Source organism: Obesumbacterium proteus (assembly GCF_001586165.1).
Classification (GTDB): Bacteria; Pseudomonadota; Gammaproteobacteria; order Enterobacterales; family Enterobacteriaceae; genus Hafnia; species Hafnia protea.
In genome coordinates this window covers 2,848,131-2,863,894 of record NZ_CP014608.1, presented here as the reverse complement: position 1 = coordinate 2,863,894, position 15,764 = coordinate 2,848,131, and the positions used below count along the sequence as shown (strand labels likewise).

General features: G+C 47.7%; 10 protein-coding genes. 3 read left to right on the top strand and 7 right to left on the bottom strand.

What is annotated here, in order from left to right; translation table 11 throughout:
- Positions 1–33: 33 nt before the first annotated feature.
- The 7 genes from DSM2777_RS13550 to ansB all read right to left on the bottom strand — a co-directional run bounded on the left by DSM2777_RS13550 (position 34) and on the right by ansB (position 9,894).
- On the bottom strand, positions 34–2,301 hold the full coding sequence (locus DSM2777_RS13550) for a DNA internalization-related competence protein ComEC/Rec2 (protein WP_237087773.1): 2,268 nt from the start codon (positions 2,299–2,301) through the stop codon (positions 34–36).
- Positions 2,302–2,553: 252 nt separating this feature from the next.
- The gene (ihfB, locus tag DSM2777_RS13545; RefSeq protein ID WP_004095742.1) at positions 2,554–2,838 is read right to left on the bottom strand and encodes an integration host factor subunit beta; all 285 of its coding nucleotides are present in this window, start codon (positions 2,836–2,838) and stop codon (positions 2,554–2,556) included.
- Positions 2,839–2,923: 85 nt separating this feature from the next.
- On the bottom strand, positions 2,924–4,600 hold the full coding sequence (gene rpsA, locus DSM2777_RS13540) for a 30S ribosomal protein S1 (protein WP_025800968.1): 1,677 nt from the start codon (positions 4,598–4,600) through the stop codon (positions 2,924–2,926).
- A 221-nt stretch (positions 4,601–4,821) separates the two neighbouring features.
- On the bottom strand, positions 4,822–5,511 hold the full coding sequence (gene cmk, locus DSM2777_RS13535) for a (d)CMP kinase (RefSeq protein WP_061554223.1): 690 nt from the start codon (positions 5,509–5,511) through the stop codon (positions 4,822–4,824).
- 351 nt (positions 5,512–5,862) lie between these two features.
- Positions 5,863–7,143, bottom strand: coding sequence for a 3-phosphoshikimate 1-carboxyvinyltransferase (aroA, locus tag DSM2777_RS13530; RefSeq protein ID WP_061554222.1), 1,281 nt, complete (start codon positions 7,141–7,143; stop codon positions 5,863–5,865).
- Positions 7,144–7,295: 152 nt separating this feature from the next.
- Positions 7,296–8,384: a 3-phosphoserine/phosphohydroxythreonine transaminase gene (gene serC / locus DSM2777_RS13525; protein ID WP_061554221.1), complete on the bottom strand. Its 1,089-nt coding sequence runs from the start codon at positions 8,382–8,384 to the stop codon at positions 7,296–7,298.
- Positions 8,385–8,847: 463 nt separating this feature from the next.
- Positions 8,848–9,894, bottom strand: coding sequence for an L-asparaginase 2 (gene ansB, locus DSM2777_RS13520; RefSeq protein ID WP_025800963.1), 1,047 nt, complete (start codon positions 9,892–9,894; stop codon positions 8,848–8,850).
- 142 nt (positions 9,895–10,036) lie between these two features.
- Between ansB and ycaO the strand changes: the two genes are divergently transcribed.
- The 3 genes from ycaO (at position 10,037) to pflB (ending at position 15,518) form a co-directional block, all read left to right on the top strand.
- Positions 10,037–11,797 carry a 30S ribosomal protein S12 methylthiotransferase accessory factor YcaO gene (gene ycaO, locus DSM2777_RS13515; RefSeq protein ID WP_046457978.1) on the top strand — a complete coding sequence of 587 codons (1,761 nt, stop codon included), beginning with the start codon at positions 10,037–10,039 and terminating at the stop codon, positions 11,795–11,797.
- Between the two features lie 519 nt (positions 11,798–12,316).
- Complete coding sequence (focA, locus tag DSM2777_RS13510; RefSeq protein WP_025800961.1) at positions 12,317–13,174, top strand: formate transporter FocA; 858 nt, start codon at positions 12,317–12,319, stop codon at positions 13,172–13,174.
- A 61-nt stretch (positions 13,175–13,235) separates the two neighbouring features.
- Positions 13,236–15,518, top strand: coding sequence for a formate C-acetyltransferase (pflB, locus tag DSM2777_RS13505; protein WP_061554220.1), 2,283 nt, complete (start codon positions 13,236–13,238; stop codon positions 15,516–15,518).
- The last annotated feature ends 246 nt before the right edge of the window (positions 15,519–15,764 follow it).

Below are 15,764 nucleotides of genomic sequence, written 5' to 3'. Positions count from 1 at the left end.
GTTAACCAGCTCAGGATGAAATAGCGGATCATTTTACTCATTATGGCTCCTTACGCCAAACCAACCGTGATACCAACGTGGATTTAATTGCGTTTTTAGTTCATTTATTCGCCAATTATCTGTTTTTGCCGTCATTATAACCTCTCCGGCATGTGCAGTATCATGCCAATGAATACTTTGAACACGATAACGCGCAGTCACTTTTGGTGAAGGAAAATGCCATGGAGAAAATCGTGCAGAAGAACTTATCGCCTCATTTGGCTTAACCCTACGCAGCAACAAACTACTCGATGAGGTATTGCTGCCATGATGAGGCACCTGCAAGACATCGGCATTAAGCTGCTTTTTCCAGCGCTGTACCAGTTGGGTTTCAACTTCAGTTTCTATATCTCCAGTGAGCAGCATTTTGCGCTCCCCCACTGCAACCATGACAACACAAGAATCATTATTTTTCGGAACGGCAATCTGGCGAGGTGGCCAAAGCACGGTAAAACGCACGCCTTGCCAGACCCAATCGCTGCCGATATGGCAGGAAAAATCGCGAGGATCTGGGCTTCGCACCCACGCTAATGGAAACGCATGACTGAGAGAATATCGCCCGCCGCTGTGGTCTGAGTCGCTATGGCTAATCACCATGCCATCCAGTTTCAGTCCATGCCAATGTAGGTAGGGAATAATTTCACTGGTAGCAATATCGCCACCGTCCCATTTATTACCCGTATCATACAAAATGGCATTGCCACGACGTTCGATAAGCACCGCCAGCCCATGTCCCACATCCAGCATGTGAACACGCAACTCAATATCATCACTTTTTTTAGCACCGGATATCCAAAGATAAATCACCGCCTGAACAACACACCAAAGCGGCAACCCTACCTTAGAAAATGAAAAGCCAATAACAAACAGTGTCAGGAGGCTTAGGCTTATCCAGAGGCCAGCGGCACTACTATCTACCCAGAACACAGGCCCACTCGATAATCCCCATTGCATCACATCTAGCAGATGCCCTGCCGTGTGCCATGCGCCTAGTGGGTCACTCCACCAAGAGGTACCTATGCCGACTAAAATCAGCGGTACAACAAGATAAGTCACCAAGGGAACAGCAAAAAAGTTGGCCCACAGCGCACTGCCGCTGATGCCATGAAATAAATAAATTTGTACGGGCATGAGGCACAAAGCAATGCCAAATTGCAGATGTAATAACCTCAACCAAAAGAATCGTTTTTGTATTTGTAACGATGAGGGCAATGGTGCAAGCCAATACCAAAACAGAAGGCAGGAAACTGCAATCACAGATAGCCAAAAGCTGTCAGACAGCAATACAAGCGGGTCCCAAACCACCATAAGACAGGCCACATTCAGCAGATATTTCTTGGGTGGGATAAATTTGCCCCAAACGCCATATGCAGAGATAAGCATCATCGCAACGCCAACGCGAATAGCCGGAGGATTGGCGCCTGCAAGCCATACATAACCCCAGCCAACGCCCATCATCATTGCCATTGGAAAATAAGGATTAATCCAGCGGAGAGGAAAACAGAGCTGTATCGCCCTTGCGACACACCAGCCCAGCATCGCAGCCAACGCGATGTGCAGCCCCGAAATGGCGAGCAAATGAGACAAACCATTTATGCGAAATAGCGAATTCTGTTCACGCGTAAGTAGCCCTCTCTCACCAAAAGCCAATGCGACAATAATGGCTTTGGAGGATGAGTCCGGTATCGCTGTTACCGATCTGCTTATAATCTGTTGTCGCCAATCACATCCACTCGACAGTCGTTGATAAGCCGTCGGCATGCCTTGCAAAACAACATGATGACTCACCGATGCTCGTTGTGCATCGTACCCGCCCTGATTAAGACGCCCATGAACAGGACGCAAGCGCGCGGTTAGCGCCCACCGCTGCCCAGAGCAAAATGAATAACGCTCTGAGTTCCAATATAAGGTGATATCGAATCTATCTTTTACATCTTGGCCATTCACCGTAAAGACACGAAACGTTACCTTGTCCTGAGGCGATACAGTACCAAGCGCCGCGCTAACGACGTATCCCGTTATGTTGACGGGGCGGGAGATATCATAGTCCAAAGGCGCTAATACACGCTGCGCACAAATAATCCCCCATGCGAGTCCCAGTATCACAAATGCAATTTTTCGAAATTGCCCAGAACACATGCAAAGGAGCAGCAACGCAACAGGCAGAATGCCATAGGCAAAATATTTTGTAGGAACGCTAGGAAGAAATAGTAACGGCAAGCAGCCTAACGCTGCACAGTGCATACCTTCATCCCATCTCATTCTCACCTGTAACGCCTCTCTCTGAGCAGATACAGGATGTTGGCCTAAATTAGTGAAAGTAAAAACGGCTTACATTGAGCAATGCATAAGGGATTGAAAGGAAACGTAGCAACAGAGTTTGACCAAACTTTTTATCGCGACTGGCATCGCAAGTTTCATCAAAAGAACATTAATTATGTGAGCGATTCTAGAGTGGATTTTAGATATGAAAACGGCACCCGAAGGTGCCGTTTTAGACTCTAAGCAGGTTGCTTAAGCGTAGATGTTCGCCCGGTCACGTAGTTCTTTACCAGGTTTAAAATGGGGAACGTATTTACCTTCCAGTTCCACTTTATCACCAGTTTTAGGATTACGACCGACGCGAGGCGCACGGTAGTGAAGTGAAAAACTGCCGAATCCACGGATCTCAATGCGTTCACCGTCAGCAAGCGTTGTTGCCATATGCTCAAGCATTTCTTTCACTGCATCCTCAACCGCCTTCGCAGGCAGGTGTGGTTGCTGGCTAGCAAGTCTTTCAATAAGTTCGGACTTGGTCATATTTCCTCCAAGCTATTTCCCCTCATTGGGGAACGCACTTTGCAGCTTAACTACCGTTACAGGGCGGCCGAAACCGCCCTCATCATTATTCGCCTTTAGCTGCCTTGAATGCTTCAGCCATAGCGTTAGAGAAGTTAGGTGCATCTTCCTGCTTGTTGTTAACAACAGCGATTGCATCTTTCTCATCAGCTTCGTCTTTAGCACGTACAGACAGGCTTACAACGCGATTCTTGCGGTCTACGCCAGTGAATTTAGCTTCAACTTCGTCGCCTACGTTCAGAACCAGAGTGGCATCTTCAACGCGGTCACGGGAAGCTTCAGAAGCACGCAGATAGCCTTCTACGCCATCAGCTAATTCAACTGTAGCACCTTTAGCGTCAACTGCAGTTACTTTACCAGTAACAATTACACCTTTCTTATTCATAGAGATGTAGTTGTTGAATGGATCTTCTGCCAGTTGTTTAACGCCAAGGGAGATACGCTCGCGCTCTGCATCAACCTGCAGAACAACTGCTGCGATTTCGTCGCCTTTCTTGTATTCACGAACTGCTTCTTCGCCTGCAACGTTCCAGGAGATGTCAGACAGGTGAACCAGGCCATCGATGCCACCGTCCAGGCCGATGAAGATACCGAAGTCAGTGATAGACTTGATTTTACCTTCAACGCGGTCGCCCTTGTTGTGGGTTTCTGCGAACAGCTGCCATGGGTTAGATTTACACTGCTTCAGACCCAGGGAGATACGACGACGTTCTTCGTCGATATCCAGAACCATAACTTCCACAACATCACCAACGTTAACAACTTTGGATGGGTGGATGTTTTTGTTGGTCCAATCCATTTCGGAAACGTGAACCAGACCTTCAACGCCTTCTTCGATTTCTACGAAGCAGCCGTAATCAGTCAGGTTAGTCACGCGACCAGTCAGTTTGGTACCTTCTGGATAACGCTTAGCAATAGCTACCCATGGATCTTCGCCCAGCTGTTTCAGGCCCAGAGATACACGAGTACGTTCGCGGTCGAACTTCAGCACTTTAACAGTGATTTCGTCGCCCACATTCACGATTTCGCTTGGGTGCTTAACGCGTTTCCAAGCCATATCAGTGATGTGCAGCAGGCCGTCAACACCGCCCAGATCAACGAATGCGCCGTAGTCAGTCAGGTTCTTAACGATACCCTTAACTTCCATACCTTCTTGCAGGTTTTCCAGCAGCTGATCGCGTTCTGCGCTGTTCTCAGATTCGATAACGGCACGACGAGAAACAACAACGTTGTTGCGTTTCTGGTCCAGCTTAATGACTTTAAACTCAAGCTCTTTGCCTTCGAGGTGCAGAGTGTCACGTACCGGACGAACGTCTACCAGAGAACCTGGCAGGAATGCACGGATACCGTTCAGCTCGACAGTGAAGCCACCCTTAACTTTACCGTTGATAACGCCGGTAACAGTTGCAGCTTCTTCGTAAGCTTTTTCCAACGTGATCCAAGCTTCATGACGCTTAGCTTTCTCACGGGACAGCTGAGTTTCACCGAAGCCGTCTTCAACTGCATCCAGAGCAACATCAACTTCGTCGCCTACCTGAATTTCCAGTTCGCCCTGTGCGTTTTTGAACTGTTCTGCTGGGATTGCAGACTCAGATTTCAGACCGGCGTCAACCAGTACGATATCTTTGTCGATAGCAACAACAACGCCACGAACGATGGAACCCGGGCGGGTTTCGATTGTTTTTAAGGATTCTTCAAAGAGTTGAGCAAAAGATTCAGTCATATTGATAATCTTCAGGGTTCTTTATTTTAACGTCCATCAGGCATCCTGCTAGATGGGGTTGTTTAACATGCCCCGCGACAATCCATAGCGGCAGGGAGGGTAATATTATACATCGTTCAGCAATATTAGCTGAACAAATTTATCAATAACAACAATAGCCATAATGTAGTTTAACATTATGGCTATCGGCGTACCTTTAACGGTAAGCTTTCCTTTCCGCCCTACTCGGCAGAAAGTTGTAATGTCTGCTTGGCATAAGCCAGTGCTTTTTCAATCACTTGTTCGATAGACATCTGGGTTGAATCCAGCATGAGCGCATCCTGCGCAGGAACAAGCGGTGCCACCGAACGATTACGATCGCGATAGTCGCGTTCTTTTATTTCGTCCAAAAGGCGTTCAAAGTTAACACTAAAGCCCTTCTCCTGCAACTGAAGCATGCGTCGACGAGCACGCTCCTCAGAGCTAGCATCAAGAAAAATCTTAACCGGCGCATCAGGAAAAACCACGGTGCCCATATCACGACCGTCGGCGATAAGACCAGGGAACTCACGGAACGCGCGCTGACGACGCAGCAACGCTTCTCTTACTCGCGGAAACGCAGCGGCCTGAGACGCGGTGCTACCCACTGATTCAGTGCGAATTTCATTGCTCACATCTTCGCCTTCAAGGATGACCTGTAACTGCCCATCCTGCGCAACGAAACGCACGTCAAGATGCGCAGCCAATGGCACCAGAGCCTCTTCAGACGTAATATCGACTTGACGATGCAACGCAGCCAGGGCAAGAACGCGATAAATCGCGCCGGAGTCTAAAAGACACCAACCCAAAGATTCAGCCAACGCTTTACACAAAGTCCCTTTACCCGCACCACTCGGCCCGTCAACGGTAATTACCGGAGCTATTGCCGTCATTTTTCTCTCCTTTCTGGGGGAAACAACTGCCCGCATAGACTTTGCCTACGAAGACTTGGGTGTGCTCTGCTATGGCGCGACGATATATTTGTTATATTTAGGCAGGTTCACCATAGCAGGACACACACATCGAACGGCGCGCATTATACGCCGATCAACGTCTCACTGTTACCCTCAACGATGCTGGTTGCTGGAAAAACTCGCACCCACAGTCACACGCGTGTTCCATAGTTTAGGCGAAAGCGATGCAATGAGACGCGAAAAATCCTAGTTAATCGGTTGCGGTGGCTTTATATGGCATAACGATAAAAAGAAAGGACCCACATACGTAGGCCCTTTTTAGGATTCGGACTACTGGCTTAACCGAGCGAACTGCTGGAAATAGTCTGGGAAGGTTTTTGCCGTACACTTAGGATCGAGGATCGTTACCGGCGTATCCGACAGCGCGACCAATGAGAAGCACATCGCCATACGATGATCGTTATAGGTACCAATCTCAGCGGCTTTCAGATGTGCAGGAGGTACTACGCGGATAAAATCATTGCCCTCTTCCACTTCGGCTCCCACTTTGCGCAACTCAGTGGCCATCGCGGATAAGCGATCGGTCTCTTTTACACGCCAGTTATAGATGTTACGGATGGTGGTTGGCGCATCGGCAAATAGCGCAGTGGTGGCAATGGTCATGGCCGCATCAGGAATATGATTCATATCCATATCAATACCATGCAGTTCACCTCGTGAGCATTCGATAAAATCATCACCCCAGGTGATTTTTGCCCCCATTTTTTCCAGCACATCTGCGAAGCGAATATCCCCTTGCACGCTGTTTTTACCAATTCCGGTGACACGCACCGTGCCACCTTTAATCGCAGCCGCGGCGAGGAAATAGGATGCAGACGAAGCATCCCCTTCAACCAGATAATCTCCAGGGGAAACATAGTGTTGGCCACCAGCAATACGGAAGACCTGATAATTATCGTTCTCAACGCTAACGCCAAAGCTGCGCATCAACGCCAACGTAATATCGATATAGGGTTTTGAAACCAAATCCCCTTTAATGGAGATAACGGTGTCCTGTGCCGCCAGCGGCGCCATCATCAATAACGCAGTCAAAAACTGGCTGGAAACCGAACCATCAACCTCAATATCACCGCCGGTATATCCACCGCGCAGGCGCAGAGGCGGGTAGTTTTCTTGTTCCAGATAGTCGATCTGGGCTCCACCTTGACGCAACGCATCAACCAGATGCCCAATCGGACGCTCTTTCATTCTCGGTTCGCCGGTGAGGATCACATCCCCATCCCCCAAACATAACGCGGCCGCCAGTGGGCGCATGGCCGTTCCCGCGTTACCTAAAAATAGCTCAAGCGCACTATGCGCTTTCAAAGCGCCCGCGTTACCGGTAATTTCGCAGCGGGTATGACCGTCGGATAATTGAAAATGAATGCCCAGCTGTTTCAACGCAGTCAGCATATGGCGAACATCATCGCTATCAAGCAAATTATGTAAACATGTCGTTCCACTCGCCAAAGCCGAAAGCAGTAACGCACGGTTAGACACGCTCTTAGAACCGGGTAAATTTATCTCACCGGAAAAATGTGCAATAGGTTGTAAAGTCAGGGAATCTAGCATCAAACTCACTCCAAATTTTCAGTTAATGCAGCGAATCCCATCACTGCAAATAAATCATTACATTGTTGTACCGTTTTTCGTGACGGCTGTCATCTTTCTTATACACAAACAAAAAACCCCGGCATGCCGGGGTTTAAACCAATGCAGCCTAATTAGCCATGGCGGCGTTCAAAATCAGCCATAAAGTCGGTGAGTGCTTTAACACCGTCAATCGACATCGCATTATAAATAGACGCTCTCATACCACCCGCCACGCGGTGGCCTTTCAAAGCAACTAAGCCAATTGCTTTCGCTTCCTGTAAGAACAACGGATCTAATGCAGGATTTGCCATCTGGAACGGTACGTTCATACGTGAACGATTTTGTAGTGCAACGCCGTTACGATAAAAATCACTGCGATCGATAGCACTATAGAGAAGATCGGCTTTGGCTTTATTTCGTTTTTCCATCTCAACCAAGCCGCCCTGCTCTTTCAGCCATTTAAATACCATGCCTGAGAGATACCATGCAAAGGTCGGTGGTGTATTGAACATAGAATCGTTTTCAGCCAAAACGGTGTAATCGAGAATCGATGGCAGTTCTTGACGCGCTTTGCCCAGTAAGTCTTCACGTACAATCACCACGGTGATCCCCGCTGGGCCGATATTTTTTTGCGCGCCAGCATAAATCACGCCATAGCGGCTAACATCAATTGGGCGAGAAAGAATGGTGGAAGAGAGATCGGCAACAACGATTTTATCGCCAAAATCTGGCTCTTCATCGATAGCAATACCATCGATAGTTTCGTTAGGACAGTAGTGCACATAGGCAGCATTATCACTCAGCGCCCAATCACGCATTGGTTTGATCGCTTGCAGGCCATTGTCGTCAGTGGTCTTTATATCAACAATATTCGGCGTGCAGTATTTCTGCGCTTCATTGATAGCGCTATGCGCCCAGTATCCGCCGTCCATATAGTCGGCTGAGTTGTTATCACCGAGCAGATTTAACGGAACTGCGGCAAATTGCGCACGCGCACCGCCATGACAGAATAGAATTTTGTAGTTCTCAGGAACCTTCAGCAGAGAGCGTAAATCTTGTTCAGCCTGCGCCGCGACCTGCATAAACTCTTTGCCGCGGTGGCTGATTTCCATGACCGAAGTGCCTAGGCCATTCCAGTTACACAGTTCTTGTTCAGCACGACGCAATACCTCTACCGGCATCATTGCTGGGCCAGCACTAAAATTGTACACCTGTGTCATTTCGCCTCACCGCTCTTCGCTATATTTAGTCAATTGGTTACATGTCGGCAAACGCATCCATAAGGATGAACAGCCCACATTGATATCGAATTTATTCACATCTAATTTACTTTATCATTTGGTTTTATCATTCACACGCTCAGGCTGCAACGGTTATTGGTGACTGTCCCCAACGCGATAAACCCTGCGTTACCAAGCCACTATAGGCGTTTTAAAAATAAAGTTCTGCATCGGTGTAAGACCAAAAAACTTTCATTCTTTTTTGTGTTTATTTTTAGTTTACCCGACTGTTATTCTAGACCTCTCCTAAGTATCCATTGCCACTAACACACGTGAGCCAGCCGCACCTTATTGGAGGCTATGCGTTTTAGAGCGAGGGATGACTTTTGAATGGATGTCCATTGGCCTTAAGTGACGAATAAGACAAAGGGGGAGCCAGAGTGCTCCCCCTTTTAGATAGAACTTAGTACTGATTAAACATCTGCTGGATCTGTTTTGGATCTTTAGTTTGTGTCAGAGCCAATTGAAGCAAGACGCGTGCTTTTTGCGGATTGAGCGTGCCTGACGCTACAAAGCCATATTTCACGTCATCAATTTCAGCGTCTTCCGTGGTTGAGCCAGAAGGAACGCGTGATGAACGCACCACGGCTACGCCGTTATGCGCCGCTGTAGCTAAAGTATCAAAGATAGATTTGTACAGATTGCCGTTGCCAACACCCGCACTCACAATCCCTTGATATCCTGCTTCAAGCAGTGCCTTAGCAGGCAGATCCGACGCGTTAGCGTAGTTATACACAATGCCAACTTTTGGCAATGAGGTTAACTTGCTTACGTCAAATGGTGTTTGCGTGGTGTGTTTGCGCTCAGGCGAGCGTTGATAGTCCACTTTGCCATTGTGAATGTATCCCAATGGGCCGTAGTTAACCGCTTGGAATGTTTGCACGCCGGTGGTGTTTGTTTTAGTCACATCACGACCATCCAGCACGGTATCGTTCATCGCCACCAGCACACCACGTTTGGCAGAAGCCGGATCGGCAGCGGTGACAACGGCGTTATACAGGTTGAATGGACCGTCGGCGCTCATGGCTGTTGATGGACGCATCGCGCCAACCATGACCACAGGCTTATCGCATTTTACGGTTAAATCGAGGAAGTAAGCCGTTTCTTCCATGGTATCCGTGCCGTGAGTAATCACGAATCCATCGGTTTTGTTACAGTCAGCGTTGATTTTTTTGGCAAGTTTTAGCCATACATCGTCATTCATATCCTGCGAACCGATGCTGACTACCTGCTCACCTTTGATGTTAGCGATATCTTTCAGCTGAGGCACTGCATCAACCAAAGACTCTACGCCCACTTTCCCGGCGGTATAATTTGATTTTGTTGCTGAGTCACCGCCCCCGGCAATAGTCCCGCCCGTTGCCAAAATGGTGACATTAGGCAACGCAAAAGCCGCGCCACTAAATCCTGAAACCAACAGCGCTAGCAAACTTACTTTGACCAACTTCATTCGATTTCTCCTATTAGATAACTGCATGAATTATCTTTTATATCCATAAAAAAATGTGACATTCCCTATGGATATGGAATTCATGGAGGAATAGGCTAAAAAAACGTATCATGCCGTTTTTTGCAGCTAACAAGTGACTCAAATGACGCAGACCTATATTCCCGGCAAAGATGCCGCGCTGGAAGATTCCATTGCACGCTTCCAACAGCAATTGACCGATCTTGGGTTCAATATTGAAGAAGCCTCTTGGCTAAACCCTGTTCCACATGTTTGGTCTGTACACATCCGCGACCGTGATTGCCCGCTTTGTTTTACTAACGGCAAAGGCGCCAGCAAAAAAGCTGCGCTGGCCTCGGCGCTGGGTGAATATTTTGAGCGCTTGTCGACCAACTATTTCTTTGCTGATTTCTACCTTGGCCGTGAAATTGCGCAAGGGGACTTCGTTCACTATCCAAATGAGAAGTGGTTCCCTGTTCCTGCCGACGACAGCCTGCCTGAAGGCATCTTAGATGAGCGTTTGCACGCATTTTACAACCCTGAAGGTGATGTAGGCGCGCAGGATCTTATCGATCTGCAATCCGGTAATGTCGATCGCGGTATCTGCGCGCTGCCGTTTACCCGCCAGTCCGATCAGCAAACTGTCTACATCCCAATGAATATCATTGGCAACCTGTACGTTTCAAACGGCATGTCTGCGGGCAACACCCGCAACGAAGCACGCGTACAAGGTTTGTCTGAAGTTTTCGAACGTTACGTAAAAAACCGAATCATTGCAGAATCCATCAGCCTGCCAGAAATTCCTGCCGAGGTTTTAAACCGCTATCCAGAAGTGGTTGAAGCTATTGCAAAATTAGAGCAGGAAGGCTTCCCTATTCTGTCCTACGATGCTTCGCTCGGTGGTCAATATCCAGTTATCTGCGTTGTGCTATTCAACCCAGCCAACGGCACCTGTTTTGCCTCTTTCGGCGCCCATCCGGACTTTGGCGTCGCATTAGAGCGTACAGTGACTGAGCTGCTGCAAGGCCGCAGCCTGAAAGATCTCGATGTCTTTACCGCCCCTACCTTTGATGACGAAGAAGTCGGCGAGCATGCCAACCTTGAAACCCACTTCATCGATTCAAGCGGTCTAATTTCTTGGGATATGTTTAAGCAAGACGCCGATTATGACTTTGCCGATTGGTCGTTTAAAGGTACCACCGAGGAAGAGTTCAGCACTTTAATGAGTATCTTCGAACAAGAAGATAAAGAAGTTTACATTGCAGATTATGAACATCTTGATGTTTATGCCTGCCGCATCATCGTTCCGGGCATGTCCGATATCTATCCTGCCGAAGATTTGCTGTTAGCCAACAACAGCATGGGCGCGCACTTACGTACTCAGCTACTTCAGTTGCCAGCGTCCAATCTGACGAAAGAAGAGTATTTACAGATCATCGAACAGCTCGATGACGAAGGCCTTGACGATTTCACCCGTGTACGCGAACTGCTCGGTATCGCAACCGGTAAAGACAACGGCTGGTATACCCTGCGCGTGGGCGAATTGAAGGCGATGTTGGCATTAGCGGGCGGAGATTTAGAGCAAGCGCTGACATGGACCGAATGGACTCAGGATTTCAATGCCTCAGTATTCAGCCCAGAACGCGCCAACTTCTACCGCTGTCTGCAAACCTTGCTGCTATTAAGCATGGAAGAAGAACGCGATCCTGCGCAGTACTATCAGGCATTCAGCCGCATGTATGGCGCAGAAACCCTCGAAGCCGCTTCGGCGATTATCGCCGGAGAAGAACGTTTCTATGGTCTTCCTGCGATTGACGACGATTTGAAAGCCCTCCCTGCGCATCAAGCGCTGCTACAGGCGTATCAAAAACTTCAGGCCGCAAAACGCCGTTATTGGTCTAAATAATAGGCTCATTGCTCTAAGCGAACATCTGCACGCGTATACCGGTGCAGATGTTCTCGACCAATAAATACGCAAATTTGTCGGTTCCTTTCCTCCAAACGCACTTATCATCACAGTAAAAAAGGCACAACGACTATCATACCCGTATGTCTTTGCACGGTAAGTTTGGCCGATGAGCTCTTCTACTATATGTACTGATATATGAAGTCGTCATTTATATGTAATTTAATTGTTGTATATAAGTGATCTTATTGCTGGCATTGCAAAATAATATATTCAATTTGATCGAATTATTAAGTTATTTATTTACCTTTTACACTATCTGTTAGCGTGCTCATTCAACTTAGCGTGTAAAAATTAAAAAATATTTTTCCTTTTGAATTCAACAAGTTTATTATTTAACTTACTGTTTTTAGGGGTATTTTGGGTAGGCTAGTTCTGCGCATCATGATCCAGATCAATTTTTGCCGTATACTGCTTTGTTAGTATCTCAACGCTGATTAATATTAAGAGAGAGTTAGTGTGAAAGCTGACAACCCCTTTGATCTACTACTACCAGCAGCAATGGCCAAAGTGGCCGAAGATGCTGGCGTTTATAAAGCCACTAAGCACCCGCTGAAGACTTTTTATTTAGCGATCACGGCTGGTGTCTTCATTTCTATTGCTTTCGTTTTCTACATTACCGCGACAACCGGCACTGCTGGTGTACCTTTTGGCTTTGCCAAGCTGGTTGGTGGTATCTGTTTCTCTCTTGGCCTGATGCTTGTTGTGGTTTGCGGGGCTGACCTGTTTACTTCAACCGTATTAATTGTCGTTGCCAAGGCCAGTGGGCGCATTACCTGGAGACAGTTAGGCCTCAACTGGTTAAATGTTTATGTTGGTAACCTGATTGGTGCACTTTTCTTTGTGGCACTGATGTGGTTTGCCGGCGAACACATGACAGCGAATGGCGCATGGGGTCTCAATGTGCTGCAAACAGCCGATCACAAATTGCATCATACGTTTGTTGAAGCCGTTTGCCTGGGGATCTTGGCCAACTTGATGGTTTGTCTCGCAGTTTGGATGAGCTATTCCGGCCGTAGCCTGATGGACAAAATGTTTGCAATGGTTTTACCGGTGGCCATGTTTGTGGCGAGCGGTTTTGAACATAGCATTGCAAATATGTTCATGATCCCATTAGGGATTGTGATTAAGAATTTCGCAGCGCCGGAGTTTTGGCAAGCCATTGGTGCTGCACCAGAACAGTTCTCAAACTTGACCGTTAGTCACTTTATTACCGATAACCTGATCCCTGTCACGATTGGGAACATCATCGGCGGTGGCTTACTGGTTGGTCTGACATACTGGGTTATTTATCTGCGCGGTGGCGATAAGCACTAATTACGTGCTTTACCACAGCGCCGGGTTTACAAAGAAATCCACACTAGAAGGTAGGTGTTAAATGTCCGAGCTTAATGAAAAACAAGCAGCCGCATGGGAAGGTTTCACTAAAGGCGACTGGCAGAATGAAGTCAACGTTCGTGATTTCATCCAGAAAAACTACACCCCATATGAAGGTGACGAATCCTTCCTGGCTGGCGCTACTCAAGCGACGACCAACCTGTGGGATAAAGTCATGGACGGTATCAAAATTGAAAACCGTACCCATGCGCCGGTTGATTTCGATACCAACGTAGCTGCAACCATCACCTCTCATGATGCTGGCTACATCAGCAAAGACCTGGAACAAATCGTTGGTCTGCAAACTGATGCGCCTCTGAAACGTGCTCTGATTCCGTTCGGCGGCATCAAGATGGTTGAAGGTTCATGTAAAGTTTACGGTCGTGAACTTGATCCAATGATCAAGAAAATCTTCACCGAATACCGTAAAACTCACAACCAGGGCGTGTTTGACGTTTACACCAAAGACATCCTGAACTGCCGTAAATCTGGTGTTCTGACTGGTCTGCCAGATGCGTATGGCCGTGGCCGTATCATCGGTGACTATCGTCGTATCGCCGTTTACGGTATCGACTTCCTGATGAAAGACAAATACGCTCAGTTCCAATCACTGCAGACCAAACTGGAAAACGGTGAAGATCTGGAAGCGACTATTCGTCTGCGTGAAGAAATTGCTGACCAGCATCGCGCTCTGGGCCAGATCAAAGAAATGGCTGCCAAATATGGCTGCGATATCTCTGCTCCAGCTAAAAACGCAAAAGAAGCTGTACAGTGGACTTACTTCGGCTACCTGGCTGCGGTTAAATCTCAGAACGGTGCTGCAATGTCCTTCGGTCGTGTATCCAGCTTCCTGGATATCTACATCGAACGTGACCTGCAAGAAGGCAAACTGACTGAAGAAGAAGCTCAGGAACTGATTGACCATCTGGTTATGAAACTGCGTATGGTTCGCTTCCTGCGTACTCCAGAATATGATGAACTGTTCTCTGGTGACCCAATCTGGGCAACAGAATCCCTGGCTGGTATGGGTCTGGACGGTCGTACTCTGGTTACCAAAAACAGCTTCCGTTTCCTGAACACCCTGTACACCATGGGTCCATCTCCAGAGCCAAACATGACCATCCTGTGGTCTGAAAAACTGCCTCTGGCGTTCAAGAAATTTGCGGCTAAAGTTTCCATCGATACCTCATCTGTACAGTATGAGAACGATGACCTGATGCGCCCTGACTTCAACAATGATGACTACGCAATTGCTTGCTGCGTAAGCCCAATGATTGTTGGTAAGCAAATGCAGTTCTTCGGTGCTCGTGCAAACTTGGCTAAAACCATGCTGTACGCAATCAACGGCGGCGTTGATGAAAAACTGAAAATGCAGGTTGGCCCGAAAGAAGCTCCAATGATGGATACCGTACTGGACTATGACAAAGTCATGGAACGTATGGACCACTTCATGGATTGGCTGGCTAAGCAGTATGTGACCGCGCTGAACACCATCCATTACATGCATGACAAGTACAGCTACGAAGCATCCCTGATGGCTCTGCATGACCGTGACGTATATCGTACTATGGCATGTGGTATCGCAGGTCTGTCTGTTGCTGCTGACTCCCTGTCTGCAATCAAATATGCGAAAGTTTCTACTATCCGTGACGAAGATGGCCTGGCTATCGACTTCGACATCGAAGGTGAATACCCGCAGTTTGGTAACAACGACCCACGCGTCGATGATATCGCTTGTGACCTGGTAGAACGTTTCATGAAGAAAATTCAGAAACTGACTACTTACCGCAACGCAGTTCCTACTCAGTCTGTTCTGACCATCACCTCTAACGTGGTTTATGGTAAGAAAACGGGTAACACCCCAGATGGTCGTCGCGCAGGCGCTCCATTCGGTCCAGGTGCTAACCCAATGCACGGCCGTGACCAGAAAGGTGCTGTAGCCTCTCTGACCTCCGTTGCTAAACTGCCGTTTGCTTACGCTAAAGATGGTATTTCTTATACCTTCTCTATCGTTCCTAACGCTCTGGGTAAAGACGACGAAGTTCGTAAAGCTAACTTGGCTGGCCTGATGGATGGTTATTTCCACCACGAAGCTAGCATCGAAGGTGGTCAACACCTGAACGTTAACGTTATGAACCGCGAAATGCTGTTAGACGCGATGGAAAACCCTGAGAAATATCCTCAGCTGACCATCCGTGTATCTGGCTACGCTGTACGCTTCAACTCTTTGACCAAAGAACAGCAGCAGGACGTAATTACTCGTACTTTCACTCAGTCCATGTAATTACCTGCCAGCTTAAAATGGCATAAAATAAAGGCTCCACTTAGGTGGGGCCTTTTTATTAAGTATGAGATAATGATTGGGTCGTTTCGCTAAGCGAACAGCTTTACGAAAATAACCCAGTGATAAAACGACACCCTTTAACTGTTTTGCCGGGTTGCTATAGCTCGCCCTATACTCAAAACATGCATGCCGATGGACATCAGGCAAAACAGTTATCAGCAAGTTATTGATGTTCGCTGTCGATAT